This is a genomic window from Paracoccus salipaludis (genome assembly GCF_002287065.1).
Lineage (GTDB): Bacteria > Pseudomonadota > Alphaproteobacteria > Rhodobacterales > Rhodobacteraceae > Paracoccus > Paracoccus salipaludis.
The window spans coordinates 64,360-90,512 of sequence record NZ_NSJZ01000012.1 but is presented as its reverse complement, the minus strand read 5'-3'; the positions used below and the strand labels follow the sequence as shown (position 1 = coordinate 90,512).

The 26,153-nt window shown below is 71.0% G+C and carries 24 protein-coding genes, 1 tRNA gene and 2 pseudogenes; 16 read left to right on the top strand and 11 right to left on the bottom strand.

The genetic code is table 11. From position 1 onward, the window contains the following. Together tatB and CK240_RS19240 are read right to left on the bottom strand one after the other, a co-directional pair. Positions 1 to 368: Sec-independent protein translocase protein TatB (tatB, locus tag CK240_RS13060; protein WP_095640768.1), on the bottom strand; the 368-nt coding region annotated here is incomplete at its 3' end. A gap of 192 nt (positions 369 to 560) precedes the next feature. Next, positions 561 to 722 (bottom strand): annotated as a pseudogene (locus CK240_RS19240) (twin-arginine translocase TatA/TatE family subunit); the annotation flags it as partial. Between the two features lie 232 nt (positions 723 to 954). Here CK240_RS19240 and CK240_RS13050 point away from each other — a divergent pair. Further along, complete coding sequence (locus tag CK240_RS13050) at positions 955 to 1,530, top strand: retropepsin-like aspartic protease family protein (protein WP_095640766.1); 576 nt, start codon at positions 955 to 957, stop codon at positions 1,528 to 1,530. A gap of 96 nt (positions 1,531 to 1,626) precedes the next feature. Here the strand turns inward: CK240_RS13050 and CK240_RS13045 are convergent, their stop codons facing one another. Both CK240_RS13045 and CK240_RS13040 read right to left on the bottom strand, forming a co-directional pair. Beyond that, positions 1,627 to 2,073: a DNA polymerase III subunit chi gene (locus CK240_RS13045; RefSeq protein ID WP_095640765.1), complete on the bottom strand. Its 447-nt coding sequence runs from the start codon at positions 2,071 to 2,073 to the stop codon at positions 1,627 to 1,629. 11 nt (positions 2,074 to 2,084) lie between these two features. Beyond that, positions 2,085 to 3,698, bottom strand: coding sequence for a leucyl aminopeptidase (locus CK240_RS13040; protein ID WP_095640764.1), 1,614 nt, complete (start codon positions 3,696 to 3,698; stop codon positions 2,085 to 2,087). A gap of 146 nt (positions 3,699 to 3,844) precedes the next feature. Between CK240_RS13040 and lptF the strand changes: the two genes are divergently transcribed. The 6 genes from lptF (at position 3,845) to rsmA (ending at position 11,735) form a co-directional block, all read left to right on the top strand. Continuing rightward, on the top strand, positions 3,845 to 4,990 hold the full coding sequence (gene lptF / locus CK240_RS13035; RefSeq protein ID WP_095640763.1) for an LPS export ABC transporter permease LptF: 1,146 nt from the start codon (positions 3,845 to 3,847) through the stop codon (positions 4,988 to 4,990). After that, on the top strand, positions 4,987 to 6,105 hold the full coding sequence (gene lptG, locus CK240_RS13030) for an LPS export ABC transporter permease LptG (RefSeq protein ID WP_095640781.1): 1,119 nt from the start codon (positions 4,987 to 4,989) through the stop codon (positions 6,103 to 6,105). Before lptF ends, lptG begins: the two co-directional genes overlap by 4 nt. Next, the gene (locus tag CK240_RS13025; protein WP_240517416.1) at positions 6,105 to 8,447 is read left to right on the top strand and encodes an LPS-assembly protein LptD; all 2,343 of its coding nucleotides are present in this window, start codon (positions 6,105 to 6,107) and stop codon (positions 8,445 to 8,447) included. The genes lptG and CK240_RS13025 overlap by 1 nt, the downstream gene beginning before the upstream one ends. Positions 8,448 to 8,478: 31 nt before the next feature. Beyond that, a complete protein-coding gene (locus tag CK240_RS13020; RefSeq protein WP_095640780.1) occupies positions 8,479 to 9,828 on the top strand; it encodes a peptidylprolyl isomerase in 1,350 nt (449 codons plus the stop codon). A gap of 10 nt (positions 9,829 to 9,838) precedes the next feature. Continuing rightward, complete coding sequence (pdxA, locus tag CK240_RS13015; protein WP_095640761.1) at positions 9,839 to 10,810, top strand: 4-hydroxythreonine-4-phosphate dehydrogenase PdxA; 972 nt, start codon at positions 9,839 to 9,841, stop codon at positions 10,808 to 10,810. A gap of 64 nt (positions 10,811 to 10,874) precedes the next feature. Next, positions 10,875 to 11,735 (top strand): 16S rRNA (adenine(1518)-N(6)/adenine(1519)-N(6))-dimethyltransferase RsmA, encoded by an 861-nt coding sequence (rsmA, locus tag CK240_RS13010; RefSeq protein WP_095640760.1) that lies wholly within the window; start codon positions 10,875 to 10,877, stop codon positions 11,733 to 11,735. Positions 11,736 to 11,923: 188 nt separating this feature from the next. Here rsmA and CK240_RS13005 read toward each other — a convergent pair whose 3' ends face one another. From CK240_RS13005 to prfA, 3 genes are all read right to left on the bottom strand, one after another. Beyond that, positions 11,924 to 12,871, bottom strand: a complete 948-nt coding sequence (locus tag CK240_RS13005) for a DUF4167 domain-containing protein (protein ID WP_095640779.1) — start codon at positions 12,869 to 12,871, stop codon at positions 11,924 to 11,926. Positions 12,872 to 13,105: 234 nt separating this feature from the next. Further along, positions 13,106 to 13,936 (bottom strand): peptide chain release factor N(5)-glutamine methyltransferase, encoded by an 831-nt coding sequence (gene prmC, locus CK240_RS13000; protein WP_095640759.1) that lies wholly within the window; start codon positions 13,934 to 13,936, stop codon positions 13,106 to 13,108. Continuing rightward, positions 13,933 to 14,988: a peptide chain release factor 1 gene (prfA, locus tag CK240_RS12995; RefSeq protein WP_095640778.1), complete on the bottom strand. Its 1,056-nt coding sequence runs from the start codon at positions 14,986 to 14,988 to the stop codon at positions 13,933 to 13,935. The genes prmC and prfA overlap by 4 nt, the downstream gene beginning before the upstream one ends. Positions 14,989 to 15,129: 141 nt before the next feature. Between prfA and CK240_RS12990 the strand changes: the two genes are divergently transcribed. Next, positions 15,130 to 16,425 (top strand): cytochrome-c peroxidase, encoded by a 1,296-nt coding sequence (locus tag CK240_RS12990; RefSeq protein ID WP_338048968.1) that lies wholly within the window; start codon positions 15,130 to 15,132, stop codon positions 16,423 to 16,425. A gap of 68 nt (positions 16,426 to 16,493) precedes the next feature. Here CK240_RS12990 and CK240_RS12985 read toward each other — a convergent pair whose 3' ends face one another. Further along, positions 16,494 to 17,162 carry a YceI family protein gene (locus CK240_RS12985; RefSeq protein WP_095640776.1) on the bottom strand — a complete coding sequence of 223 codons (669 nt, stop codon included), beginning with the start codon at positions 17,160 to 17,162 and terminating at the stop codon, positions 16,494 to 16,496. A 239-nt stretch (positions 17,163 to 17,401) separates the two neighbouring features. Between CK240_RS12985 and rpsF the strand changes: the two are divergent. From rpsF to CK240_RS12955, 6 genes and pseudogenes are all read left to right on the top strand, one after another. Next, positions 17,402 to 17,833, top strand: a pseudogene (gene rpsF, locus CK240_RS12980) (30S ribosomal protein S6); the annotation flags it as partial. A gap of 93 nt (positions 17,834 to 17,926) precedes the next feature. Next, positions 17,927 to 18,154 carry a 30S ribosomal protein S18 gene (gene rpsR / locus CK240_RS12975; protein WP_073060981.1) on the top strand — a complete coding sequence of 76 codons (228 nt, stop codon included), beginning with the start codon at positions 17,927 to 17,929 and terminating at the stop codon, positions 18,152 to 18,154. 10 nt (positions 18,155 to 18,164) lie between these two features. After that, positions 18,165 to 18,752 (top strand): 50S ribosomal protein L9, encoded by a 588-nt coding sequence (gene rplI, locus CK240_RS12970; RefSeq protein WP_095640757.1) that lies wholly within the window; start codon positions 18,165 to 18,167, stop codon positions 18,750 to 18,752. Positions 18,753 to 18,898: 146 nt separating this feature from the next. Further along, a complete protein-coding gene (locus CK240_RS12965; RefSeq protein ID WP_135058845.1) occupies positions 18,899 to 19,105 on the top strand; it encodes a hypothetical protein in 207 nt (68 codons plus the stop codon). Between the two features lie 102 nt (positions 19,106 to 19,207). Further along, positions 19,208 to 20,113 (top strand): hypothetical protein, encoded by a 906-nt coding sequence (locus tag CK240_RS12960; RefSeq protein WP_135058844.1) that lies wholly within the window; start codon positions 19,208 to 19,210, stop codon positions 20,111 to 20,113. A gap of 90 nt (positions 20,114 to 20,203) precedes the next feature. Further along, positions 20,204 to 21,298: a YihY/virulence factor BrkB family protein gene (locus tag CK240_RS12955; protein ID WP_095640754.1), complete on the top strand. Its 1,095-nt coding sequence runs from the start codon at positions 20,204 to 20,206 to the stop codon at positions 21,296 to 21,298. 49 nt (positions 21,299 to 21,347) lie between these two features. Here the strand turns inward: CK240_RS12955 and tig are convergent, their stop codons facing one another. After that, positions 21,348 to 22,682 (bottom strand): trigger factor, encoded by a 1,335-nt coding sequence (gene tig / locus CK240_RS12950; RefSeq protein ID WP_095640753.1) that lies wholly within the window; start codon positions 22,680 to 22,682, stop codon positions 21,348 to 21,350. Between the two features lie 200 nt (positions 22,683 to 22,882). On the opposite strand from tig, the gene CK240_RS12945 reads away from it, so the two are divergent. After that, complete coding sequence (locus CK240_RS12945) at positions 22,883 to 23,722, top strand: glycosyltransferase (RefSeq protein ID WP_095640752.1); 840 nt, start codon at positions 22,883 to 22,885, stop codon at positions 23,720 to 23,722. Between the two features lie 54 nt (positions 23,723 to 23,776). On the opposite strand, the gene CK240_RS12940 is transcribed toward CK240_RS12945, so the two are convergent. Continuing rightward, positions 23,777 to 23,861 (bottom strand) — tRNA-Leu (locus CK240_RS12940). Positions 23,862 to 23,938: 77 nt separating this feature from the next. Next, positions 23,939 to 25,609, bottom strand: coding sequence for an NAD(P)H-hydrate epimerase (locus CK240_RS12935; protein ID WP_095640751.1), 1,671 nt, complete (start codon positions 25,607 to 25,609; stop codon positions 23,939 to 23,941). 156 nt (positions 25,610 to 25,765) lie between these two features. Between CK240_RS12935 and CK240_RS12930 the strand changes: the two genes are divergently transcribed. Beyond that, the gene (locus CK240_RS12930; RefSeq protein WP_095640750.1) at positions 25,766 to 26,104 is read left to right on the top strand and encodes a P-II family nitrogen regulator; all 339 of its coding nucleotides are present in this window, start codon (positions 25,766 to 25,768) and stop codon (positions 26,102 to 26,104) included. Positions 26,105 to 26,153: the final 49 nt, after the last annotated feature.

The window sequence follows — 26,153 nt, the reverse complement described above, 5'->3', positions numbered from 1 at the left end:
GCGGGCGTCGCCGGAACGGGCGCGGCGGGCGGCGGCGCGGCCGGGTCGGGAACGGCCGAGGCCGCGTCGCGCACGGGCTGCAGCGGGTCCCATTTCTCGAACTTGTCGGCGGCGCGGCCCAGGGCATCCAGTCCCATGGCGCGCGGGCTGGTCATCTTCTGCAGGTCGCGCAGGTCCCTGGTCGCCTCCTGGAGGCCCGAGGCCTTGGCCGCGTCCTCCATGGCCGAGGAAAACTCGCGCGCCATGCCCCGCGCCCGGGCCGTGATCCGGCCCAGCGTGTGGAACATCATCGGAAGATCCTTGGGGCCGATGACGATCAGCGCGACCACGCCGATCAGCAGAAGCTCGGTCCAGCCGACATCGAACATGGCTGCCCGGCCGGGTTACAGGCGGTCGGCGTCGCGCGGCGTCACGTCGCGCAGCGCGTCGGCCCGGCGGGCGCGGGCGGCGTCGGCCTCGGCCTGGATGCGGTCGGCCTCGGCGCGGGCCTGGGCGGCGCGCAGTTCCAGGTCGTCGGCGGTGCGCTCGGCGGTGACGGCGGCGCGCTCGGTCGGGGTGTCCACCGTGCGCTCGATCTCGTCGGCGCCGTCGCGGACGCCGCGCTTGAAGGCGGTGATGCCCTTGCCGACCTCGCCCATCAGGGACGAAACCTTGCCCCGGCCGAACAGGACCAGGACGACGATGGCGATCAGCAGAAGCGCCATGGGTGAAGGTGCGTGCATCGTCTCTCTCCGTTGTCGGGCCGATGGCCCCTGCGGCGGATGTCCGCGGACGGCCGCCTGGATGCATATAAGGACAGCGCGACGCCGCCGAAAGTCCTTTCGCAGTCACGGGTTCCGGCGCGTGAACGCCGCACCTGCGCACCCGACGCAAAAATGATGGTCCGGGCTGGCGCTTGGCCCTGGCGCACACAAGATGGGAAGCGAACGCCCCGCGCCCGAGGAGCCCCGCCCCATGAGCGTCGATCCCGCCCGACTGATCTTTCTTTCGCTGCTTGTGCTGGCACTTGGCGGCTTCCTGATTGTCGAGTTCCGGCGCGACGGCGGCGCGGCCCTGCGCGCCGTAGCGGCTTGGGGGCTGATCTTCGTCGCCGTCATCGCCGCCGCCGGCCTGTGGGAGGACATCCGGCGCGACATCGTTCCGCGTCAGGCCGTGGTCAGTTCCACGCGAATCGAGGTGCCGGTCGGTCCCGACGGCCATTACCACCTGACGGCCGAGTTGAACGGCGTCCCGGTGCGCTTCGTCGTGGACACCGGCGCGTCCTCGATCGCGCTGCGGCAGCGCGACGCCGAGCGGGTGGGCATCGACCTGGACCGCCTTGTCTTCGCCGACCGCGCCCGCACCGCGAACGGGCTGGTGCCAACCGCGACCGTGCGGCTGGACAGCGTGGCCATCGGCGAGATCCTGGACCAGAACGTGCCTGCCATCGTGATCCGGGGCGAGGTGGACCGCTCGCTGCTGGGCATGGACTACCTCAGCCGATTCGCCCGCGTCGGGTTCGAGGAAGGCATGCTGGTGCTGGAGCGGTGAGGCCGGCCGGGGGCCAGCCCCCGGACCCCCGGGATATTTGGACAAAGAAGAAAGACCGTCCGGTCGGGCAGGAGCCCGGCGCGGGCGCGTGCAGCCTCAGCGCTTCCTTTCCCAGCGGCCGCCCGCCTCGGACCAGTATTCCGCCGGGACGCCGGCGCCGGTAAGCGTTTTCCACTGGCCGCGCGCGACGTTCAGGGCGCCTTCGTCATTGCCGTCGAAGACGATGCAGACGCGCTGCGCGGCCGTGCATTCGGCCGGTCCCACCTCGGCGCCATCGATGGCGATCAGGCAGTCCGCACCCGCCGCCGTCTGGCCCGCCACCGTCAGCAGCACCGGCTGCATCGCGTCATGCGGACCGCCGGCCAGCCCGTGCGGCAGGAAGCCGTCCCCCTGCCACAGCAGATCGTCCAGCCGCGCCATCCGGGCCGCGTCCATGCCGCGCAGTTCCACACGCCAGCCCGCCGCCCGCGACCTGGCGATCAGCGAGGGCACCAGCGCCTCGGGCGTCGAGCGCGTCAGGTGGTAGAACAGCGCGTTGCCCAAAGCGCGCGGCCTTACTTCGCCTCGAAGCGGTCGCGGATCAGGCGGTCCAGCGTCATCACGCCCCAGCCGGTCGGACCCTTGGGCGCAAGCGTCGTCTCGCCCGGCGGCAGGGTCACGCCCGCGATGTCCAGATGCGCCCAAGGCATGCCCTTGCGGATGAAGCGCTGCAGGAACTGCGCCGCCGTGATCGAGCCCGCGGGCCGGCCGCCCGAGTTCTTCATGTCCGCCAGCCGCGACTTGATGAGGTCGTCGTAGGCGGGTGCCAGCGGCAAGCGCCACAGGCCCTCGCCCGCGGCGTCGGCGGCCTTCAGCAGGTCGCCCGCAAGCCCGTCGTCGTTACTGAAAAGCCCGGCCTTGTCATGGCCCAGCGCGATGATCACGGCGCCTGTCAGGGTGGCGAGGTTCACCATGGCCGCGGGCTGGAAGCGGTCCTGCGCGTACCAGAGCACGTCGGCCAGCACCATGCGGCCCTCGGCGTCGGTGTTCACGACCTCGATGGTGTCGCCCTTCATGGACCGCACGATGTCGCCCGGGCGCTGGGCGCGGCCGTCAGGCATGTTCTCGACCAGACCCACCAGGCCCACGACATTGGCACGCGCGCGGCGCAGCGCCAGCGTCCGCATGACGCCCGCGACGACGCCCGCGCCGCCCATGTCCATGGTCATCTCCTCCATCCCCTGCGCGGGCTTGATCGAGATGCCGCCGGTGTCGAAGACGACGCCCTTGCCCACGATTGCGAAGGGCGCCTGGTCCCCGCCGCCCTGCCAGCGCATGACCACGACCTTGGAGGGGCTTTCCGAGCCCTGCCCCACGGCCAGCAGCGCCCGCATCCCGAGGCGGGTCAGCTCCTCCTCGTCCAGCACCTCGACCTCGAGGCCCAGTTCGCGCATCGCCAGCAGGCGGTCGGCGAAGTCGGTGGTGGTCAGGACGTTGGCGGGCTCGTTCACGAGGTCGCGCGTGAAGAACACGCCCTCGGCCAGCGCGGCGCCGGATTGCGCTTCGCGCGCGCAGGATTCGGGATCGTCGCACAGCACGGTGACGCGGGCCTTTTCCGGCTGGGGCGGTTCGGCGGGCTGGTCCGTCGGCGCGTCGGCGGGCGCAGGCTCGACGGCACCGGCGTCGCTCAGGCGTGCCTCGGGCGCGGTGCCGTGGGTGACGCTCTGCGGCTCGGCGGCGGGAACGTCCTCGGCGGGTTGCGGCTCATCGGCCTGGGGCGCGGACTTGTAGGCCGAGAACTCGTAGCCCCTGAGCGCAAGGCCCAGCGTCAGATCGGCTACCGGGCAGCGTGCCCCGCAGACCACCGTCACCTCGCCCTTGCCCATGCGCGCCCCGATGGCGGCGCCCGCCTTGCGGGCCAGTGCCGCATCCGCGCCGCGCGGCAGGCGGACCAGCTGCACGGCCTCGGCGGAAAGGCCGGCGGGAAAGGCGATCTCCATCGCCGCGCCGGGCTTGACGTCGGCCCAGGCCTTGGCGGCGACCGCGCGGCCCAGCGCCTTGCGCGCGGGTTGCGGCAGGCCCTTGGGCAGCTGCGCGCGCTCGTCCAGCACGAGGACCAGCCGCCCCTCGCGCGCGGACAGGTCGGCATCGGCCAGGGGCTGGAATCGGATTTCGACGGGATGGGTCATCACGCAGGAGCCTTCGGTTCGGAAGCGTCCCCGACCCTAGACCCGCCCCCGCGCCTTGACCAGACGGACCGCGACGGCGGGCCGAAGGGCTTTCCCGGCGGCGGCGGGACGGCTAAGCAGGAAGCCGCGCCGCGCCAGGATGGGACATGACCCGCATCGACCGATACATGCTGTCGCAGTTCCTGACCCAGTTCGGGTTCTTCGCGCTGGTGCTTGTGTCGGTCTACTGGATCAACCGCGCCGTGCGGCTGTTCGAGCAGCTGATCCAGGACGGCCAGACCGCGCTGGTGGTGCTGGAGTTCACGGCCCTGACCCTGCCCGTGGTGATCGCGCTGGTGCTGCCCGTCGCGGCCTTCGCGGCGACGGCCTACGGGACCAACCGGCTGGCCTCGGAATCCGAGCTGACGGTGATGCAGGCGGCGGGGCTGTCGCCCTGGCGGATGGCGCGGCCGGCACTGGTCTTCGGCCTTCTGGTCGCGCTGATGGTGGGGGTTCTGGCGCATGGGCTGGTGCCGATGGCCCGCGCCCGGCTGGCCGAGCGCCAGGCCGACATCGCCGAAAACGTCACCGCCCGCTTCCTGCGCCCGGGCGCCTTCCAGTATCCCTCGGAGGGCGTCACCCTGTTCATCGGCGAGATCGCCCCTGACGGGCGGCTGATCGACCTGTTCCTCGAGGACGCGCGCGACCCGGCCAGCCAGACCATCTACACCGCCGAGGAGGCGCTGGTCCTGCGCACCGAGGCAGGCCCGCGGCTGGCGATGGCACGGGGCATGGTCCAGACGCTCCGCAGCACGCCGGGACTTGAACCGCGGCTGTCCACGACGCGCTTCGCCGACCTCACCTATGACATCGGCGCGCTGTTCCAGGCCAGCGCGCAGGGCGGGCGCGACCTGCGCGACTACTCGACCCTCCGGCTGCTGGATCCCGACCCCGAGATGCTGGCCGCGACCGGTGCCACGCCCGAGCGCGCGCGGGCCGAGGCGCATGAGCGGCTGGCCCAGCCCCTGCTGGCGCCCGTCGGGGCGCTTCTGGGCTTTTCCATGCTGCTGCTGGGAGGCTTCTCGCGCTTCGGCGTCTGGCGGCAGGTGATCTGGGCCGTGGTCGCGCTGCTCTTCGTGCATTTCCTGCAGACCGCCGCCGCCAGCCGCGCGGCCAAGGCGCCCGAAACCTGGCCGCTGCTCTACCTGCCCGCGGTGGCGGGGACCGGGATCGTCGCGGCCACGCTGTGGGCCGCCGCCCGGTCGCGCGGACCGCGCCGGAACGCGGCCCCTTCGGCGGGGGCTCCGGCATGATCCTGCAGCGCTATGTCGCCCGGCGCTTCGTGCGCCAGTTCCTCATGGTCCTCGCCGTCTTCGCGGCGATCCTGTTCCTGATCGACATCATCGAGGAGATCCGCCGCTTCGGGGGCCGCGACATCGGCCTGATCGGCCTTGCGGGCCTGGCCGCGCTGAACATCACCGCAAGCCTTTACGGCATCCTGCCGCTTCTGGCGCTGCTGGCGGGAATCGCGCTGTTCCTGGGCCTGTCGCGCAGTTCGGAAATGGTGGCGATCCGTGCGGCGGGCCGGTCGGGGCTGCGCATCCTCTGGGCGCCCACGATCACGGCCGTGGTGCTGGGCGCGATCCTCGTCAGCGTCATGAACCCGATGGTCGCGGCCACCACCAAGCGCTACGACGAGGCCGCCGCACGGGCGGCGGGCGAGGTGCCGCAGACCGTCTCGCTGGGGCGCGGTGCCGTCTGGCTGCGCCAGGGCGTGCCCGCGCGTGCGGCGGGAACGGGCGAGGACGGCGGCCAGATCGTGATCCGCGCCTCGCGCGCCAGCCCCGACGCGACCACGCTTTACGACGCGACCTTTCTTGTCTTCGACGAAACGCAGGGGCCCGTGCGCCGCATCGTCGCGCAATCGGCCCGGCTGGTGGACGGCGCCTGGGCACTGACCGGAGTCAAGGAATGGCCGCTGGGCGCGGCGAACCCCGAAAGCGCCGCCATGGCGCTGCCCGGCCTGACGCTGCCGACCGAACTGACCGCCGCCCGCATCCGCGACGGCTTCGGCGCGCCCGATGCGGTGCCGATCTGGCAGTTGCCCGATTTCATCAGCGGCCTCGAGCGCGCGGGCTTTTCCGCCCTGCGCCACAAGGTCTGGCTGATGATGGAACTGGCGCGGCCCTTCCTGATGGGCGCGATGGTCATGGTCGCGGCCGTCTTCACCATGCGCCCCATGCGCGGGCGGCGCAGCGGGATGCTGGTGCTGACCGCCTTCATCGCGGGGGTGGCGCTGTTCTTCCTGCGCAACCTGACGCAGGTCCTGGGCGAGGCGGGCGAGGTGCCCCCCGCCTTTGCGGCCTTCACCCCGCCCCTGGTGGCGGCTCTTCTGGCACTGACCGTCCTGCTGCGGCTGGAGGAATGATGACCCGCGCTGCCCTTCCCCCTGCCTGCCGCGCCGCCGCCCTGACGATGGCTGCCGCGCTGGCGCTGGCGGCCCCGGCGGCCGCGCAGTCGCCGGGCGCAGCCCCCCTGACCGACCGTCCCGGCCCGGCGCTGGCCCCCACCGAATCGACCCAGGCCGGCGACCGCCTGGCGGACGGCACCAGCTTCACCCCGCCCCCGGTGGTGATCACCCCCCGCCGCCCGCCCGCGCGCGGCGAGGCACCGCCCGGCCCCGACGACGCGGCCACGCTGCTGGCCGACCATGTCGATCTGTCCGGAAACCAGATCCTGACCGCCTCGGGCGGGGTGGTGGTCTGGTTCCGCGGCGCCCGCCTGATCGCCGAGCGGGTGATCTACGACGGCAATGCCGGGACCCTGGCGATCGAGGGGCCGATCCACCTGACCGAGCCCGGCCTTGCCGGCACCCCCTCCGAGGCCGTGCTGGTCGCCGACGCCGCGCAACTGGACGAGGACCTTCAGGACGGCCTGCTGACCGGCGCGCGGCTGGTCCTTGCGCGCGAACTGCAGTTCGCCGCCGCCGAGGTGCGCCGCACCGGCCAGGGCCGGATGACCACCCTGACCCATGTGGTGGCCTCCTCCTGCCAGGTCTGCGCCGAAGACCCGACCCCCTTGTGGGAGATCCGCGCCCGCCGCATCACCCATGACGCGGAAACCCGGCGCATCCATTTCGACCGCCCGCAGTTCCGCGCCTTCGGCCTGCCCATCGCCACCCTGCCCGCGCTGTCGGCCCCCGATCCCACGGTCGAGCGGATGACGGGCTTCCTGCAGCCGCGCTTCCGCACGACCTCGGGCCTGGGCTTCGGGGTGATGCTGCCTTACTTCATCACGCTGGGCGACAGCGCGGATGTGACCCTGACGCCCTATGTCTCGGCCAGCCGCACGGCCACGCTGGGGCTGCGCTATCGCCAGGCCTTCACCAATGGCGCGGCCGAGATCAACGGCGCGATCAGCGACGACGACCTGGAAGACGGCACCCGCGGCTTTCTGTTCGGCGCGGCCGCCTTCCGGCTGCCCCGCGGCTATCTGTTGGGGTTGCAGGTGCAGACCGCCTCGGACCGGGCCTATCTGCTGGACTACGACATCACCGACGCCGACCGGCTGTGGAGCGGGATGACACTGGACCGCGTGCTGCGCGACCGGCTGCTGGCGGTCCGCGTCGGCCGCTACGAAACCCTGCGCGAGGACGAGGACGAGGCGACCTCGCCCGGCCTCGTGGCCGACGCGCTGTGGGAACGCCGCTTCCGGCCCGCCCTGATCGGCGGAGAAGCGGGGCTGCAGTTTTCCGTCCACGCCCACCAGCGCGATTCCGGGGCCGACATCGCGGGGCGCGACATGGCGCGGGCTTCGGCACGGCTGGACTGGCGGCGCAGCCAGGTTCTGCCGGGCGGATTCGTGGCGGCGGCACAGACGCGCCTGGACGCCGACCTTTACAACATCCGCGACGATAGCCGCTACGACGACTCGGAAGCGCGCGCGATCCCGACCGGCGCGGTGGAGCTGCGCTGGCCCTTGCTTTCGCGGTCCGGCCGCGCCGCGCATCTGCTGGAACCCGCGATGCAGATCGTCTGGTCCCCCGATCTCGACGACGAGGACCGCATCCCGAACGAAGACTCGCAGCTGGTCGAGTTCGACGAAGGCAACCTGTTCGCCCTGGACCGCCTGCCCGGGCGCGATGCCGTGGAAAGCGGCTTGCGGGCAAACCTCGGCGTGACCTGGACGCGCATCGATCCTGCCGGCTGGTCGCTGGGCCTGACCGCAGGCCGCGTGCTGCGCGACGATCCCGACCCGGCCTTCGAACGCTATGGCGAGGTCCTGGCGGGCCGCCAGTCCGACTGGCTGCTGTCGGCCACCTATTCGGGCGCGAACGGGCTTGCCCTCGCCAACCGCGCATTGTTCGACAGCGACATGAATCTCAGCCGGGACGAATTGCGCCTGGGCTGGCTGAAGCCCGGGTTCGAACTGTCGGCGGGCTACCTGTGGATCGATGCGGTGACCGAGGACGGGGAAGACGCCGACGTGTCGGAACTGACCGCCTCGACCGGCTGGCAGGTGGCGCAAGGCTGGCGGGCCACGGCCGAAACGCGCTATGACTTCGACGCCGACCGCGCGCAGAAGGCAGAGCTGGGACTGGAATACCGCAACGAATGCGTGACGGTGGACCTGTCGGTGTCGCGCCGCTTCACCTCGTCGGACACGGTGCGGGCGGATACGGACGTGGGGCTGTCAGTGCGGCTGGGAGGCTTCGGGCGTTCGCGCGACGGCGGCGCGGCCCCGGTGGCGCGGCGGACCTGCCTGCGCTAGGTTGACGCGCAAGAACGAGGATGAGGCGACGATGCGGCGGATGATTCACGCGACGACGATGGCGGTGCTGCTGGCCGCGACGGCCCTGCCCGCGCTGACGCAGGCCGGGCCGCTGTCACCCGTCGCCTATGTCAACAACTCGGCCGTGACGCAGTACGAACTGGACCAGCGCGTCCGCTTTCTTGAAATCCTGCGCGCGCCCGACGCCAACCGCGAAGCCGCGCTGCAGGCGCTGATCGACGACCGGCTGAAGCTGCAGGCCGCCAAGCAGATGGGCATCGCCGTCACCGACGAGGGGCTGGAACAGGGCCTGGCCGAGTTCGCAGGCCGCGCGAGCCTCAGCATCGAGGCCTTCACCGAGGCCTTGGCCCGCGAGGGCGTGGACCGGCAGGCCTACCGCGACTTCGTCCGCGCGGGCGTCGCCTGGCGCGAGGTCGTCCGTCAGCGGATCGTCCCCACCATCAGCGTCAGCGACCGCGAGGTCGAGCAGGAACTGACGCGCGAGATCGAGACCCCGATCGTCACCCAGGTGCTGCTGTCCGAACTGGTGATTCCCGCACCACCCGGCCAGGAACAGGCGGCGCTGGCGCTGGGCGAGCGGCTGGCCGCGACCGTGACCAGCGGCGGCCAGTTCGCCGCCGCGGCGCGGCAGTATTCCGCCGTGCCCTCGGCGGCGCAGGGCGGGCAGATCCCCTGGACGCCGCTGGAAAACCTTGCCCCCGGCCTGCGCAACATCGTTCTCAGCCTGCAGCCCGGCTCGATCAGCCAGCCGCTGGCCGTGCCGGGCGCGGTGGTGCTGTTCTTCCTGCGCGACACCCGGGGCCGCCTGCGCACGGGCGCCGAGGCGCAAACGGTGGACTACGTGGAACTCGCGCTGCCTTCGGCGGCGGAAGGCGCGCGCATCCTGTCGGTCGCCGACAGCTGCGAGACGGTCTATGTCGAGGCGAACCGCATCGCGGGCGACGTGATCCGGCGCCAGACGCAGCCGCTGGATGCGGTGCCCCTGGACGTGGCGCAGCGGATCGCCTCGCTGGACCCCAACGAAGGGACGATCATCGACTATGGCGCGGGGGCGCGGCTGGTGATGCTGTGCGACCGCACGCCCTCGCTGATCGCGGACACGACGCCCTCGACCACGCTGCCCGGCCTTCCCGTGCCCGAGCGGCGCCAGGAAGCCCCGGCCGCAGGTGCCGCCGAGGCCCCGAACGCGCAGAACGCCGCCGCGGACGCGGCTCAGGCCGCAGGCGTCGCCGAGGCGGGCGACCCGCCGCTCCGCTCGCGCGAGGACGTGCGGGCGGTGATCTTCAACCGCAAGGCCACGCTCGCCGCCGACGCCTACCTGGCCGAGCTGCGCGCCGACGCGCTGATGCGGCGGCCGTGACCGTCCGCCCGTGACCGCGCCCCTGATCCTGACCTGCGGCGAGCCCGGCGGCATCGGACCCGAGCTCGCCGCCCGCGCGCTTGAGGCAGGCGTGCCCTTCGTGTGGCTGGGCGACCCGCGCCACCTGCCCGAGGGCACCGCCTGGGCCGAGGTCGCAACGCCCCGCCACCCCGCACCTCCGGGCACCCTGCCAGTCCTGCGCCATGACTTCGCCGCCCCCGCCACGCCCGGCCGGCCCGACCCGGCCAACGCGCAGGGCGTCATCGACGTGATCGCCCGGGCGGTGGGCATGGCGATGCGGGGCGAGGCCGGGGGCATCTGCACCCTGCCGATCAGCAAGCAGGCCCTGAAGGAAGGCGCGGGCTTCGCCTTCCCCGGCCACACCGAGTATCTCGCGCATCTCGCGGGCGGGGCCGAGGTCGTGATGATGCTCGCCTCGACCACTGTCGAGCCACCCTGCCGCGTCGTGCCCGCCACCATCCACATCGCGCTTGAGGATGTGCCCCGGGCGCTGACGCCCGAGCTGATGGAGCGCACGATCCGCATCACCCATGCCGGGCTGATCCGCGACTTCGGCATCGCTGCGCCACGCATCGCGGTGGCGGGCCTCAACCCCCATGCGGGCGAGGGTGGCGCGATGGGGCGGCAGGAACTCGACTGGATCGCCCCCCTCTGCCGGCGCCTCGCCGCCGGGGGACTGGCCGTCACCGGCCCCCTGCCCGCCGACACCATGTTCCACGCCCCGGCCCGCGCCCGCTACGACGCGGCGGTGGCCTGCTACCACGACCAGGGGCTGATCCCGATCAAGACGCTGGACTTCGCGGGCGGCGTGAACGTCACGCTGGGCCTGCCCTTCGTGCGCACCTCTCCCGACCACGGCACCGCCTTCGACATCGCGGGCCGGGGCCGGGCCGATCCCTCAAGCACCATCGCCGCGCTGCGCATGGCGTGGGACATGGCGCGGAAGCGGGCAGCGGCATGAGGCTTCTTTCTGACCCGAATACCCTGCGGGGGTGCGGGGGCGCAAAGCCCCCGCTGGCGGCCGCATGAGCGCGATCGACGGCCTGCCCCCCTTGCGCGACGTCATCGCCCGCCACGACCTGCGCGCGAAGAAGCAGCTTGGACAGAACTTCCTGCTGGACCTGAACCTCACCGCCCGCATCGCCCGTGCGGCGGGCGACCTGACGCAATGCGACGTGATCGAGGTGGGCCCCGGTCCCGGCGGCCTCACGCGCGGGCTGCTGGCCGAAGGCGCCCGGCACGTGCTGGCGATCGAGAAGGACGCCCGCGCCATTCCCGCGCTGCAGGAGATCGCCGAAGCCTATCCCGGCCGCCTGACGGTGATCCACGGCGATGCGCTGGAAATCGACCCGCTGGCCCATGTCACGCCCCCGGTCCGCATCGCGGCGAACCTGCCCTACAACATCGGGACGGAACTGCTGGTCGGCTGGCTGACGCCGCCCGAATGGCCGCCCTTCTGGCAGTCCCTGACGCTGATGTTCCAGAAGGAGGTCGCGCAGCGCATCGTGGCGAAGCCCGGCGGCAAGGACTACGGCCGGCTCGCGATCCTTGCCCAATGGCGCTGCGAGGCCAGGATCGTCCTGACCCTGCCGCCGCAGGCCTTCGTGCCCGCGCCCAAGGTGGAATCGGCGGTGGTGCACCTGACCGCCCTGCCCGAGCCCCGCTTTCCGGCCGATCCGAAGCTGCTGGAAGAAATCACCCGCGCCGCCTTCAACCAGCGCCGCAAGATGCTGCGCGCCTCGCTGCGCGGCCTGCATCCGCAGATCGAGACGCTGCTGGCCGAGGCGGGCATCCCGCCCACCGCCCGCGCGGAAGAAATCGACCTGGAACGCTTCTGCGCCCTGGCCCGTGCGCTGGCCGCGGCACTAGCGGGCGCATCCACCTGACCGGAAACGGCGCAAGATCAAGGTCTATCGCCGGGGCATCCACCCCGACCCAGCGCAGGCCAGATAGGAGCGCTGGCGCTTCGGGCTGATCAAGGAGCGGCGCAGAGCAGGGCCTGCCGGATACCCGATCCGGCAAGGCTGATCCTTCCGCAGCGCAGGCGAAAGGGGGCGTATCCCGCCCCTCCGGCTTACTCGTCCGCGGCCGTCTCGGGGGCCTGCGGCGCGGCCTCGCCCTCGTCGGCGGCCTTGCGTCGGCGCTGGGGCGCGCGGCGCGGCGCGGCGCCTGCCGCCCGGGGCTTGCGGGCGCGGGGCGCTGCGGCCTCGGTTTCGGGTGCCTCGGCCCGGTTCTCGGGCGTTTCCACCGGGGCCGCGTCCTCGCCGCCCTGAGCTTCGGGCAGGCCCGACAGGGGCGCCTGCAGGAACTCGGGGAAGCCGGGCTGCTCGCCACCTGCGGTGTCTGCTTGCGCCTCGGCAAAAGCCGGAGCCTCGACCGGCGCGGCCTCGACGGCCGGAGCCTCGGCGGGCGCGGCATCCGCCGTCACGGGCTCGGCCGCGACGCGTTCCTCGGCGCGGTTGTCCTCGCGTTCCTCGCGCCGCTCCGGGCGATTGTCGCGCTCGTCGCGGCGGTTCTGACGGTTGTCGTTCTGGCGGCCTTCGCCGCGATCGTCGCGGCGGCCGTCGTTCCGGCCCTCGGCGCGACCCTCGGGGCGGGGCTCGTTGCGCCCCTCGCCGCGGCCGTCAGCCCGCCCTTCGTTGCGGTTCTCGCCGCGGTCGTCGCGGCGTTCGCCCTGCTGGTGGCCGCCGTTGTAGGGATGGCCGTTGCGCTCCTCGCGGTTCTCGAAGCCGCCGGGCTGCTGACCGCCGAACTGGGCCTGGCGCTCGGCCTGCTCGCGCTGCGCCTCGCCCAGCATCCGGGTGTAGTGCTCGGCATGCTGCAGGAAGCTCTGCTCGGCCACGCGGTCGCCCGAAAGCTGCGCGTCGCGGGCAAGCGCGAGGTATTTCTCGATGATCTGCTGGGGCGTGCCGCGGACCTTGCCCTCGGGTCCCGAGCTGTCGAAGACGCGGTTGACGATGTTGCCAAGCGACCGCGGATTGTTGCGGGACTTGTTGCGCGAACGGGACTTGGAGGATCTCATCGTGCCAATGTTCATGGTCCGGCGCAGATGCGCCTGGATGCGGTTGGGGTCGCCATCCTGCGGCAAGGGCCGGGCAAGTGGCCCGGCATTTCGCGGAACGCTCCGGCAACGCTGTGTGCGGATGACCCGTGCGGGGCGTCATGCCCCTGTCACGCGGTCTGCTAACCATGCAGCCCCGGCCAAGGCAAGCGGAATCGGCAGATGTTCAATACAGATTGAACAAAAATCGACCAGTCAGGCTGTCCGCCGGGACAGGACCACCCGGTCGCGTCCGTCGAGATCGGGGCGGATGGCGATCTCCTGCAGCCCTTGCCGCTCGAACAGCGCAGACACTGCCGCGCCCTGCGTCGGGCCGATCTCGACCGCGAGCCAGCCACCCGGCGCCAGATGCGCCACAGCGCCCGCCGCGATCGCGCGATAGGCGCCCAGCCCGTCGCCCTCGTCCGTCAGCGCGCCGCGCGGCTCCCAGTCTCGCACCTCGGGGGACAGCCCCGACATCTCGTCTGCCGCGATGTAGGGCGGGTTCGAGACGATCAGGTCGAAGCGGCCTTCGACGGCGGAGAACCAGTCCGAGTGCCGGAAGTCGGCCCCGATCCCCAGCATGGCGGCGTTCCCGCGCGCCACCTCCAGCGCGGCCTTGGACAGATCGACGCCCAGCCCGCGCGCGCCGGGCCGCTCGGCCAGCACCGAAAGAAGGATCGCGCCGGTCCCGGTGCCCAGATCCAGCACCGTGCGCCAGGGCAGCTCCAGCGCCGCCGCCACCAGCGTTTCCGTCTCGGGCCGGGGGTCAAGCGTGTCGCGGGTGACGCGGAAGCGGTGCTTCCAGAAGTCGCGGAAGCCGAGGATCTGGCTGACCGGCTGGCGGTCCAGCCGCGCATCCACCGCCGCCTGGAAGCGGGCGGCGGCCTCGGGCGGCAGGGGCCGGGCCAGCGCGTCGCGCAGGGCATGGCGCGGCACCTCCAGCACATGGGCCATCAGCGCCAGCGCGTCGCCCGCCGCATTGCCGATCCCCGCCCTGGCCAGCCGGGCGGTCGCCTCGGCCAGCACGGCGCGGGCCTCGCTCATCCTTCGGCCTCGGCCAGCCGGGCGGCCTGGTCGTGGGCCACCAGCGCGTCGATGATCTCGGACAGATCGCCGCCCATGACCCGGTCCAGCGCGTAAAGGGTCAGGTTGATCCGGTGGTCCGTCACGCGGCCCTGCGGAAAGTTGTAGGTGCGGATGCGCTCGCTGCGGTCGCCGGAACCCACCTGCGACCTGCGGTCGGCGGCGCGCTCGGCGTCCGCACGCGAGCGCTCCATGTCGTAAAGACGCGCCCGCAGCACGGCCATGGCATTCGCGCGGTTCTGGTGCTGCGACTTTTCCGAACTCGTCACCACGATGCCGGTCGGCAGGTGCGTGATCCGCACGGCCGAGTCGGTGGTGTTGACGTGCTGCCCGCCCGCCCCGGACGACCGCATGGTGTCGATGCGGATGTCGGCGGCGGGAATGTCGATGTCCACCTCCTCGGCCTCGGGCAGCACCGCCACGGTCGCGGCCGAGGTGTGGATGCGCCCGCCCGATTCCGTTTCGGGCACCCGCTGGACCCGGTGCACGCCGGATTCGTATTTCAGCCGCGCAAAGACCCCCTCGCCCGCGATATGGGCTACGGCTTCCTTGACCCCGCCCAGTTCGGATTCGCCCAACTCGAGCAGGCGGAAGTCCCAGCCCTGCTGTTCCGCGTGGCGCTGGTACATCCGCAGCAGGTCGCCCGCGAACAGCGCGGCCTCGTCGCCCCCGGTGCCGGGGCGGATTTCCAGGATCGCGGGGCGGGCGTCTGCCGCGTCCTTCGGCAGCAGGGCCAGCCGCAGGGCCTGCTCCAGCTCGGGCATCCGGGCGCGCAGGCGGGAAATCTCGTCCTCGGCCAGTTCGCGCATGTCGGGATCGGCCAGCATCGCCTGCGCCTCGGCCAGTCCCGCCTGGGCCGCGCGCCATTCCATGATCTGCGCGACGACGGGACCAAGCTCGGAATACTCGCGGCTGACGCGCGCGATCTCGTCCGGCGCGGGGCCCGCGTTCAGCCGCGCCTCGAGATAGTCGAAGCGTTGCACGATCTGGTCGAGGCGGTCGGCGGGCAGCATGTCCGCGCCATAGACCCCGCGCCGCCGCGCGGCAAGGCCGGGAACAAGGCGGAACGGTTTGATCTGCATCAGGGAACGGTCAGGTTCCCGGTGCGATAGTACGGTGACGCGCGGAACCTGCATCAAGCGAAGGAAGCCATGATGACCTACCGTCCCCTTATGTACCTGACCACGGCGCTGGTTCTTCTGGCCCCGACCGCTTACGCCCAGGATGCCGCCGCGCCCCAGGTGGTCGAGCAGGAGCAAGGCCTGCAGCAGCCCCCCGCGGGCGACCCGGCCAGCGAAGCGACCGCCGGGGGCGAGGCGGCCCCGGCCGGGGGCTCGGCCGAGGAGATCGCCGCCGAAACGGGTGTCGAGCCGCCGGCGGATGGCGCCGTGGCCAACCCCGAAGCGACCGCCGAAGCGGCCGGAGAGCCGGACTCGCCCGACGCCGAGCTGCGGGCGCAGGCGGCCGAACTGTTCGAGGACATCCCCCGCGCGGCCGAGCCGCCCAGCGGCCGTCCCGTGACCCGCGCCAAGGTGGACCTGGGCGCGATGCTGTTCTTCGATCCGCGCATGTCGGTGTCGGGCGTCTTTTCCTGCCAGTCCTGCCACAACATCGGCATCGGCGGGACCGACCAGCTTGAAACCTCGATCGGCCATGGCTGGCAGCAGGGGCCGCGCAACTCGCCCACCATGCTGAACGCCGTGTTCAACGCCGCCCAGTTCTGGGACGGCCGGGCCGAGGACCTGGCCGAGCAGGCCAAGGGGCCGGTGCAGGCGGGCGTCGAGATGAACAACACCCCCGAGAACCTGATCGCCACGCTGGAATCGATGCCGGGCTATGTCGAGGCCTTCAAGGCCGCCTTCCCCGGCGAGGAGAACCCGGTCACCTTTGACAACTTCGCGCTGGCGATCGAGGCCTTCGAAACCACGCTCGTCACCCCGAACTCGCGGTTCGACCAGTGGCTGATGGGCATGGACGGCGCCATGACCGAGCAGGAGAAGCGCGGGCTTGCCGCCTACATGGACGCGGGCTGCTCGACCTGCCACGCGGGCGTGAACTTCGGCGGGCAGGAATACTATCCCTTCGGCCTGGTCGAGGCGCCCGATCCCGAGGTGCGCCCCGAGGGCGACGTCGGCCGCTACCAGATCACCCAGACGGAAGAGGACCAGTATGTCTTCCGCGCCGCGCCCCTGCGCAACGTGGCCCTGACCGCGCCCTATTTCCATTCGGGGCAGGTCTGGGATCTCGAGGAAGCCGTGCGGATCATGGCGAACGCCCAGCTGGGGACCGAACTGGCCGAAGAACAGGCCCAGGACATCACGGCCTTCCTGGGAACGCTGACGGGCGAGCAGCCGCAGGTCATCCACCCGACGCTGCCGGTGCGCACCGGCAGCACGCCCCTGCCCGCGCCGATCCAGCAGGACGTGGGCGAAGGAAAGGCCGCCGACTGAAGCCGCAGAAGCAAACGGAAAAGGGGCTGCCCGCGGGCAGCCCCTTCTTCGTTGCGCGGGAGGAAGGCTCAGCCCTTGATGGCTTCGGCCGAGATCGTGATCTCCATCTCGTCGGACACGGCGGGGGCAAGCGCGCCGAGGTTGAAGTCGCTGCGCTTGATCTCGCCCTCGGCCTTGAAGCCCACGGCCGGCTTCTGCGTCATCGGATGGGCGGCCGCCTTGCGCAGTTCCACTTCCAGCGTGACGGGGACCGTCACGCCGTTCAGCGTCAGGTCGCCCGTCACCTTGGCCTCGTCGTCGTCCTCCACCTCGACCTTGGTCGAGCGGAAGGTCACCTGCGTGTCGGGCGAGGCGCCGTTCAGGAACTTGTCGCCGAAGATGTGCTCGTCCAGCGTGGCATCGACCGTGCTGACGGCCGACAGCGGGAAGCTGGCCTCGACGGTCGAGTTCGCGGGATTGGCGGCATCCAGCGTGACCGAGCCGGTGACGCCGTTGATCATGCCGTGGCTGATCGAAAAGCCCAGATGGTCATAGGAAAACACGATCTGGCTGTGGCCGGGATCGATCACATAGGTGCCGCTGAGCCCGCCGCCCTCGGCCGGGGCGGCCGTCTCGGCCGCGGCCTGCGCGGCGGGCTCGGGCGCGGCCGGCGCCTGCTGCGCATCGGGCGCGGTCTGCGCGACCGCGGGCGCCGCCAGCAGGGCGGACAGGGCGATAAGGGAGAGGGTCCGGCTCATGAAGGCTCCTTTCAGGGTGATGGTCCGCCGATGGTGTCCGGTGAACTTGCAAAAGCAATGGACGTTCCGCCGGATGATGCCGATGTGATCGCCGGGCGAATCCGCTTGCACGGACGCGCTTTTCCCCTATAAGGCCCCATTCCTTTCCGCAGTTTTGCGAAACCGGCGCAGCCTCTCGTGGCGGGGCGCGGAAGGGATTGACCCGCCTATGAAGCGCGCCCGAGACGAAAGGGTATGCCATGCCGCTTTACGAGCATGTGCTGATCGCCCGCCAGGACCTGTCGAACGCGCAGGCCGAAGGGCTGATCGAACATTTCTCGACCGTGCTGGCCGACAACGGCGGAACGGTCAAGGAAAGCGAATACTGGGGCGTGCGCACGCTCGCCTACAAGATCAACAAGAACCGCAAGGGCCATTATGCCTTCCTGCGTTCGGACGCGCCCTCGGCCGCCGTGCAGGAAATGGAACGCCTGGCCCGCCTGCACGACGACGTGATGCGCGTCCTGACCGTGCGCGTGGACGAGCATGCCGAAGGCCCCTCGGTCCAGATGCAGCGCCGCGACGACCGCGATCGCGGTGACCGTGGCGACCGTGGTGACCGCCGCGACGGCGAGCGTGGCGAGCGCCGCGACGGCGACCGCCGCGATGGCGACCGGGGTGGCGAGCGCCGCTTCGACCGCGCCGAAGGCCGTGGCGACGACCGTGGCGACCGCGAGCAGCGCGCCCCCCGCGCCGACCGTTTCTGATCGTAGAGGAGCGACATCATGGCGACCAAACCGTTTTTCCGCCGCCGCAAGGTCGATCCGTTCGGGGGCGACAACGCGCCCGCGATCGACTACAAGGACACCCGCCTGCTGCAGCGCTACATCAGCGAGCGCGGCAAGATCGTGCCGTCGCGGATCACCGCCGTTTCGGCCAAGAACCAGCGCAAGCTGGCGCAGGCCATCAAGCGCGCGCGCTTCCTGGCGCTGCTGCCCTACGCCGTGAAGTGAGGAACTGACGATGCAAGTCATTCTGCTGGAACGCGTGGCCAAGCTGGGCCAGATGGGCGAGGTGGTGAAGGTCAAGGAAGGCTTCGCCCGCAACTATCTGCTGCCGCAGGGCAAGGCGATGCGCGCGTCCGACGCCAACATCGCCGCCTTCGAGGCGAAGAAGGCCGACCTGGCCGCCCGCAACGACGAGACGCGGACCGAGGCGCAGCGCGTGGCCGAGACGCTGGACGGGGCGACCTTTGTCGTCATCCGCTCGGCCTCTGACGCCGGCGCGCTCTACGGCTCGGTCACGCCGCGCGACATCGCGGACGCCGCCATTGCCGACGGCTTCCAGGTCGAGCGCCGCCAGGTCGTGCTGACCGCTCCGATCAAGGAGCTGGGCCTGCACGAGGTGTCGGTCCACCTGCATCCCGAGGTCGAGGCGAAGATCACCCTGAACGTCGCCCGTTCGGCCGAGGAAGCCGAACTGCAGGCGTCGGGCCGCTCGATCCAGGATCTGGCCGCCGAGGAAGACGCCGCCGCCGAATTCGAGATCGCCGAACTGTTCGACGACATCGGCTCGGCCGGCCGCGACGACGACGAGGGCGGCCGCGCCTGAGCGCAGCCCCTTCCCTCGTGACCCCATCGAAACCGCGCCGCATCCCGGCGCGGTTTTTTCATGCCCGGATGTTTCCCGCCGCGAGCGGCCGGAACATCCCCGCCCTGACACGGGTTGGTCTTTCGAACCCCCATGCGGAGGCCGTGATGAGCACCCACCCCACCATCCTGGGCGAAATGGTCAAGCAGCAGGCGCTTGGCGAAGACGAGAAAACCTCGCTGGATGTCGAACGCGACCTCGGGCTGCCCGTCGACGCTGCCAAGGATCAGGACGCCGCCGACACCTCGCGCCCGGCCCTGCTGGACGACGAACGCCAGCCCGGCGAGCGCAGGCAGCGCATCCAGTCCGAGTGACGACGCCCGGCACCGCCGGGGGGAACGATCCAGCCCGCGCGGGTGTTGGTCGAGCAATTCACCGGATTGCCGCAAGCGTGGCAGCAGCAAGGAAAAACCGTCATGGCCGACACCGATCACCTGCCGTCGAACAGCTACATTCCCGAAAGTGGCGGACTGGGCCGCCCGGTTGATCGTAGTCAGGAAACCTACCAGCCCTCGGGTCACGCCTCGCGCCCGATTCCGCCGCACGGGGATGTCTCGCCCCGCGGTGGACGGACGTGGCCGCGGCCTTCCATGACGTCGCGGGTGCTGGTCTATGGCGGCATGGGGATTGCTGCGGCGGCGGCCACGGCGGGCGCCATTCTCGCGGCGCGGAAGGTGGCCGATCTCGTGACCGGCAACGACGAACTGGACCGCGACGCCGACGACGCGGCCGAGCGGGCCCGCACCCGGGTCTATGACGAGGCACATGGCCGCTATGCCGCGCCCCGCATGGCCGCGATGCCGGAGCATGAGCGCGAGGCGATGCGCGCCCGTGCCCGCGCCCGGATGCGCCAGGACGATGCCGAGCGCGAGCGCCTGCGCGCGGACGCCAAGGCGGGCCGCCGCGAGGATCGTCAGCCCCGCCGTCCGCATGACGAGGGACGGCACCGCCCGCGCCCGGGACGCGGCTTCCAGCCGATGAGCTTCATCGACGACGTGGAACAGACCGCCCAGCGCCTGACCCGGACGGTGAACGAGGTTGCGGGCAGCATCGGCTCGGCCGTCGCGGCCTTCCGCTCGGTCGCCTCGCAGGCGCAGGGCGTCATGCACGAATTCGGCGACGCCGCGAACCAGGTCCGCAGCTTCCTGGGTACGGCCGCGGGCGAGAGCGGTCAGGGGACCCGCAGCGCCCCCCGCCACGATCCCTATCGCCGCCCGTCCCGCAGCGACGTGGTGGACCTGCGCGACCCCGCGGACAGCGCCGGGGGCGGCTCGGACACGGCCCTTGGCGATGCCGACGGCGGGCGCACCCACCGGCTTTGACCGCAGCACCCCGGGGGCGCCCGGTGCCTCCCCTTCCCCTGATGCGGCCGCGCCCCCGACTGGCGCGGCCTTTTCCGACCAGAGGCTGACATGACCAATCCGAAACCCGACGTCTTCGAGGCCTTGTTCGATCCGCTTCCCGAGGGTTGGCGGGAACGCAAGGGATTGCCGCCCCAGCCCGGAGACGACCGGGAAAAGCCGGCGGAACAGCCCCGGGGACGCGAATCCGCGGCCTCGGCCGCCAAGACCGCCGAGGCGAACGCCGCCCCGCCTCCGCGCAGGCCCGGCGCGCCGGAAAGCCCGTGGCAGCTCAGCCGCCAGAGCTGGATCGAGGTCGCCAAGCGCACGGTCCAGGAATTCACCGCCGACCGCGTGACCTCGGTCGCGGGCGGGGTCACCTTCTTTGCGCTTCTGGCGCTGTTCCCGGCAATCACCGCGCTTGTGTCGATCTACGGCATGGTGGCGGACCCCGCGACCATCGGGGAGCACCTGTCGCTGCTCGAGAACATCCTGCCGCAAAGCGCGCTTGAACTGATCGCGGGCCAGGTCACGGCGATTGCCTCGGCGCCCAAGACCTCGCTGTCGATCGCGGGGATCGTGGCGATCCTGGTGGCGCTGTGGTCGGCCAACGGAGGCATGAAGGCGCTGATCGAGGCGCTGAACATCGCCTGGTTCGAAACCGAGAAGCGCGGCTTCATCAAGCTGAACCTGCTGTCGCTGGCACTGACGCTCAGCGCGATCGTGGGGGTCATCGTGATGATCGGCCTGGTGGCCATCCTGCCCGTGCTGATGAGGACCCTGCTGGCGGGCAGCCGCATCGAGGGCATCCTGAACTGGCTGCGCTGGCCCTTGCTGGCAGGGATGCTGATCCTGGGGCTGGCCGTGATCTACCGCTTCGGTCCCAGCAAGGACGATCCCAAGTGGCAGTGGATCTCGCCCGGCGCGGTGCTGGCGACGCTGGGGCTGCTGATCGCCTCGATCCTGTTTTCCTGGTATACGGCGAACTTTGCCAACTACAACGAGACCTACGGCTCGCTGGGGGCTGCGGTTGCCACGATGATGTGGTTGTGGATCGCGGCCATCGTGGTGCTGATGGGTGCCGAGGTGAATTCCGAGGTCGAGCGCCAGATCAAGATCGAGAACGGCGTGGCGCCCAAGTCGCGCGAAGACCTGGACCGCGCATGAAGAAGGCCGCCCCGAGGGGCGGCCCTTTTTTCGAACCGGAAGGACGGGATCAGACCTCGTCCAGCGTTTCCAGTGCCTTTTCCAGTTCTTCCTTGGTCACGGCGCGGTCGGTGACCTTGGCGCCCGAGATGATGTGATCCACCACCTTGTCTTCGAAGATCGGGGCGCGCAGCTGCTGCTGGGCGGCCTCGTTCTGCTGGATGAACTCGAAGAAGGCGCGTTCCTGGCCGGGGAAGTTGCGGGCCTGGCGCATGACGGCCTGCGTCATCTCCTGGTCGCTGACGGTGATCTCGGCCTTCTGGCCCACGTCGGCCAGCAGCAGGCCCAGGCGGACCCGGCGCTCGGCCAGCTTCTTGTGCTCGTCGGTGGGCTCGATCGAGCCGTGGTTGTGGCCGTGCTCCTCGGGGTGCTCCTCGTGCCACAGCTGGTGCGCGATCTGCGCGGCTTCGGCATCGACCAGCGACTGCGGCAGGTCGAAGCCGACCAGCTCGTCAAGGCGGTCCAGAAGCTGGCGCTTGACCAGCGCGCGGCTCGCGCCCTGGTATTCGGCGGCCAGACGCTCGCGGATCTGCGACTTCAGCGCCTCGAGGTCGTCGGCGCCGAAGCGCTTGGCCAGCTCGTCGTCGATCTCGGCCGCCTTGGGCGACTTGACGGCATGGACGGTGGTCTCGAAGACCGCGTCCTTGCCCTTCAGATGCGGCGCGCCGTAGTCGTCGGGGAAGCGGACATTGACGTTCACGCTGTCACCGGCCTTGGCGCCGACCAGCTGATCCTCGAAGCCGGGGATGAAGGAGCCCGAGCCCAGCACCAGCGGATAGCCCTCGGCGGTGCCGCCCTCGAAGGCCTCGCCGTCGACCATGCCCTTGAAGTCGATGGTGACCTGGTCGCCCGACTGGGCGGCCTCGCCCTCGGCCCGGTCCTCGAAGCTTTGCGCGTTCTTGGCCAGGTTCTCCAGCGCCTCGGTCACGGCCGAGTCCTCGGGCTGGACGGTCAGGCGCTCAAGCTCGATCGCCGACAGGTCGGCTTCCGGGATCTCGGGCAGCAGCTCGTAGGAAACGTTGACGACGACGTCGTCGCCTTCCTTCCACTCCTGGCCGTTCTCCATCTCGATCTTCGGCTGCATGGCGGGACGGACATTGCCTTCCTGCATGTGCTTGCCGATGGCGTCGTCGATGGACTTCTGCATGGCGTCGCCCATGACGCGCTGGCCATAGGTCTTCTTCAGCAGGGCCATGGGCACCTTGCCCTTGCGGAAGCCCTTCATCTCGATGTTCGGCTGGGCCTCGGCCAGCTGGCGATCGACCTCGGCCGCCAGATCGGCGGCGGGCAGCGTGAACTGGTAGCCGCGCTTGAGGCCTTCGTTCAGGGTTTCCTTGACCTGCATGGGGGATCCTTCTGTCATGTCGTCAGGGGCCGCGGAAGGGGCGGCCGTGCAGTTTGACCGCCCTTCTAGGGATCGGAAGCCTCGCGCGCAAGCGGAACGGGGCTTGCGGAAGGGCGGCTTCGGGAATGGCCGTTGCCCCGCGGCCTTGCCCTTCGGCGCCGTCTGGTCCATCGCACGGTGTCTGAAGGCAAGGAGGCGTCATGAGGATCGTTGGCCTGTGCCGCTTCTCCCTTGTCGGGCGAGGCGACTGGAAGGGCACCCGCGGGCTGACACCGGCCGAGTTTCAGGCGGTGGCCAAGGACCGGGCACGGATGCTGTTCGACGCGCGGCGGATGGAGGCGCGCCTTGCCACCTTCGAACAGCTGACGCTCGCCTCGATCAAGGCGCAGACCGAGCCCGACTTCACCTTTGTCGTGCTTGCCTCCAGCCTCATGCCCGAGGTCTATCAGGACAGGCTCGAGGCGTTGTGCGCGCGGGTTCCCCAGGTCGTGCTGCGGTACTTTCCGGCCCTTCCCACTGTCCGGGCGCAAGAGTTGGCCTTCGAGGAACTGCGCATCCGCTTCCGCGGGACGCTGCAATTCCGCCTGGACGACGACGACTGCGTTTGTGCCGATTACATCCAGGCCCTGCGGACGCATGTCCTGCCCCGGCTTCAGAACGACGACATCTTCGCCGTCAGCCTGCCGGGCGTGATCTTCTCGGTCCTGCATGGGCCGGAGGCCAAGGTCTACAACTGGCCTGTGAAGTTCTTCAGCGCGGGGACCGCCTTGCACCATCCCCGGCGCAGCATCTTCCGTTTCGGCCATTATGCTTTGCCGCAGAGATTCCCGCACATGATCCTGCCGGGCGGAATGGCGCTTGTGACGCATGACGGCACGAACGACACCGACCTGCCCTCCGAGAAGCGGGTGAGGCGCCGGGGCATGACCGGGATGACCGAGGCCGAGGTCCGCACGGCGAAGGAAAGGTTCTTCCCCTTCCTGTCGGAGGCCGGCGCAGAGCTTGCGGGACTGGCTCGCGCCCGGGTCGAGGCTGCCTGAGGCCGGAAACCTGTCCCGTTCAGGGGCGCGATCCGGACAGCGGCCCGAAAGTCTTGGTGCGGGTGGAGGGACTTGAACCCCCACGCCTTGCGGCGCCAGAACCTAAATCTGGTGCGTCTGCCAATTTCGCCACACCCGCATCGTCCGAAGCGGACCGGGAGGCCCGCGCGAACCGCGCCCTCTTAGCAAAGCCCTTCCGGGCGCGCGAGGGGGAATCTACAGCCCCAGATCGCGGAACACGCCAGGAAGCTGCTCGGGCAGGTCGTCGGCGATCAGGCCGGGGCCGAAGCGGCGGGCGGCGGCGGCATGAAGGAAGGCCCCCGTGGCGGCGGCGACCAGGGACGGGAAGCCCCGTGCCAGCAGCCCGGCGATGATCCCCGCCAGCACGTCGCCCGCACCCGCCGTGGCAAGCCAGGGCACGTCGAAGGCCGAGTGGATGCGCGCCTGCCCGTCCGGGGCGGCGATCACCGTGTCCGGCCCCTTCAGAAGCACGACCGCCCCGCTGCGGGCAGCCGCCTCGCGCGCGGCGTCGAGCCGCGAGTAAAGCGGCCCGCGCATGTCGGCCAGGGCCTGCCGCCAGGTCTGCAGCGCGATGGTCCAGGCGATCTCCTGTTCGGGCGACGGAGGCCGGGCCGGCGGCCGCGGCGGCGGGTCCAGCCGGGCGGCGAGATCCGGGAACAGGCGGCGGAACTCGCCCATGTGAGGGGTCAGGACGCAGCCCTTGTGCAGACCCTCGAAACCCGCGGGACGGCGGGCCAGTGCGGTCAGGGCATCGGCATCCAGCACCGCCGGGCGGCCCGAGGCGAGCAGCGGCTCCAGCAGGTCGGCGGCGCGTCCAGTCCCGCAGCCGGGGCCGAGGCAGACCGCCCGCAGGCGGTCGTCGCCCAGCAGCCGCGCCAACGCGGCGGCATCGTCCAGGGCGCGGCGCATCAGCGCATCGGGCGGGCCGAAATGTTCGGCCATTGCGTCGGCGGGCGGGGCCAGCGTCACCAGCCCAGCCCCGGCCCGCAGGGCCGCGCGCGCGGACAACCGTGCCGCGCCGCCCTGCCCTGCCGTCCCGGCCACGATCAGGGCGTGACCGTGGTCGAACTTGTGGGACCCGGCCCGCTTGCCCAGGGGATGCAGGCCGCGATCCTGCCGCAGATGCCGGGGCGGGACCATGACGGCCAGCGTGCGCTCGGACCATATCTGCCCCTCGGCGTCCCGGAAGGGGGTCGTCTGCAGGCCGATGTCGGCAACCACCAGCTCGCCGCCGAGAACAGGCCCCAGTTCCAGAAGATGACCGGCCTTGGGGGCATGGAAGGTGACGGTCAGGGCGGCGCGCGGCAGGCTTCCCCCGGGTTCGCCACGTACGCCGCCCAGCCATGCGCCGCTGTCCAGGCACAGCCCGCTGACCGCATCGACCGCGACGACGGGCGGGGGCGTGACGGTACGGACGGGCGTCCAGCCCCCCATCCAGCGACTGACCAGCGCCATCTCGCGGTCGAGCGGACGGGTCATCCCGGTGCCGAAGATCGCGTCCACGACCAGGTCGCCGGCTTCCTTCCCCAGCGCGGCCGCCGTCAGCGGCTCGATCCCGCCCAGCGCCGCCCAGCGCCGCTTCATGACGGCCGCGTCCGGGCCGGGGGCGTTGTCCATCCCCAGCACCCGCACCTGCCAGCCCGCCTGCGCGAGATGACGCGCCACCACATAGCCGTCGCCGCCGTTGTTGCCCGGCCCGCAGAGAACCGTCACCCGCCCGGCTTTGGGCCAGCGCAGGCGGATCGCGCCGGCGACGGCCGCGCCTGCGCGCTCCATCAGGTCCAGTCCCGTGACGGCGCCGCCGGCCATGGCCGCCGTTTCCAGCCCGCGCATCTCGGCCGTGGTCAGGACCTCGGTCCAGCCCATTTGCAGCTTGCCTTCTACTTGTGCATCATGCCTCATATTTAGGCGCCTTTCAGGACTTGTGGGGCGTGGTGGGCCGGGGAGCCTCCCCGCGCATTTACGGTCCCCATCAAACCCGCCACTCACGTCTCAGGGCAAGCCGGACAGGAGCAAAGCGCGATGAAGAAGGTCGAAGCCATCATCAAGCCGTTCAAGCTGGACGACGTGAAGGAGGCACTGCAGGACGCGGGCGTCCAGGGCCTGTCCGTCACCGAGGTCAAGGGCTTCGGCCGCCAGAAGGGCCATACCGAGCTTTACCGCGGCGCCGAATATGTGGTGGACTTCCTGCCCAAGGTGAAGATCGAGATGGTGCTGCCGGACGACCTGGTCGAGGCCGCCATCGAGGCGATCATCGGCGCCGCCCGCACCGACAAGATCGGCGACGGCAAGATCTTCGTGTCGCCCGTCGAGCAGGCGATCCGCATCCGCACCGGTGAGACCGGCGACGACGCCGTCTGAACCGCACGAGACACCCAATAACCCGCAAAGACGCGGTCAAGGAGAAGTT

Bases quoted from the DNA above. Each gene is read 5' to 3' on its own strand.
- CK240_RS13050 (WP_095640766.1), top strand. From the start codon at position 955: ATGAGCGTCGATCCCGCCCGACTGATCTTTCTTTCGCTGCTTGTGCTG.
- CK240_RS13040 (WP_095640764.1), bottom strand. From the start codon at position 3,698: ATGACCCATCCCGTCGAAATCCGATTCCAGCCCCTGGCCGATGCCGAC.
- lptF (WP_095640763.1), top strand. From the start codon at position 3,845: ATGACCCGCATCGACCGATACATGCTGTCGCAGTTCCTGACCCAGTTC.
- lptG (WP_095640781.1), top strand. From the start codon at position 4,987: ATGATCCTGCAGCGCTATGTCGCCCGGCGCTTCGTGCGCCAGTTCCTC.
- CK240_RS13025 (WP_240517416.1), top strand. From the start codon at position 6,105: ATGACCCGCGCTGCCCTTCCCCCTGCCTGCCGCGCCGCCGCCCTGACG.
- CK240_RS13020 (WP_095640780.1), top strand. From the start codon at position 8,479: ATGCGGCGGATGATTCACGCGACGACGATGGCGGTGCTGCTGGCCGCG.
- rsmA (WP_095640760.1), top strand. From the start codon at position 10,875: ATGAGCGCGATCGACGGCCTGCCCCCCTTGCGCGACGTCATCGCCCGC.
- CK240_RS13005 (WP_095640779.1), bottom strand. From the start codon at position 12,871: ATGAGATCCTCCAAGTCCCGTTCGCGCAACAAGTCCCGCAACAATCCG.
- prmC (WP_095640759.1), bottom strand. From the start codon at position 13,936: ATGAGCGAGGCCCGCGCCGTGCTGGCCGAGGCGACCGCCCGGCTGGCC.
- prfA (WP_095640778.1), bottom strand. From the start codon at position 14,988: ATGCTGCCCGCCGACCGCCTCGACCAGATCGTGCAACGCTTCGACTAT.
- CK240_RS12990 (WP_338048968.1), top strand. From the start codon at position 15,130: ATGACCTACCGTCCCCTTATGTACCTGACCACGGCGCTGGTTCTTCTG.
- CK240_RS12985 (WP_095640776.1), bottom strand. From the start codon at position 17,162: ATGAGCCGGACCCTCTCCCTTATCGCCCTGTCCGCCCTGCTGGCGGCG.
- rpsR (WP_073060981.1), top strand. From the start codon at position 17,927: ATGGCGACCAAACCGTTTTTCCGCCGCCGCAAGGTCGATCCGTTCGGG.
- rplI (WP_095640757.1), top strand. From the start codon at position 18,165: ATGCAAGTCATTCTGCTGGAACGCGTGGCCAAGCTGGGCCAGATGGGC.
- CK240_RS12965 (WP_135058845.1), top strand. From the start codon at position 18,899: ATGAGCACCCACCCCACCATCCTGGGCGAAATGGTCAAGCAGCAGGCG.
- CK240_RS12960 (WP_135058844.1), top strand. From the start codon at position 19,208: ATGGCCGACACCGATCACCTGCCGTCGAACAGCTACATTCCCGAAAGT.
- CK240_RS12955 (WP_095640754.1), top strand. From the start codon at position 20,204: ATGACCAATCCGAAACCCGACGTCTTCGAGGCCTTGTTCGATCCGCTT.
- tig (WP_095640753.1), bottom strand. From the start codon at position 22,682: ATGCAGGTCAAGGAAACCCTGAACGAAGGCCTCAAGCGCGGCTACCAG.
- CK240_RS12945 (WP_095640752.1), top strand. From the start codon at position 22,883: ATGAGGATCGTTGGCCTGTGCCGCTTCTCCCTTGTCGGGCGAGGCGAC.
- CK240_RS12935 (WP_095640751.1), bottom strand. From the start codon at position 25,609: ATGGGCTGGACCGAGGTCCTGACCACGGCCGAGATGCGCGGGCTGGAA.
- CK240_RS12930 (WP_095640750.1), top strand. From the start codon at position 25,766: ATGAAGAAGGTCGAAGCCATCATCAAGCCGTTCAAGCTGGACGACGTG.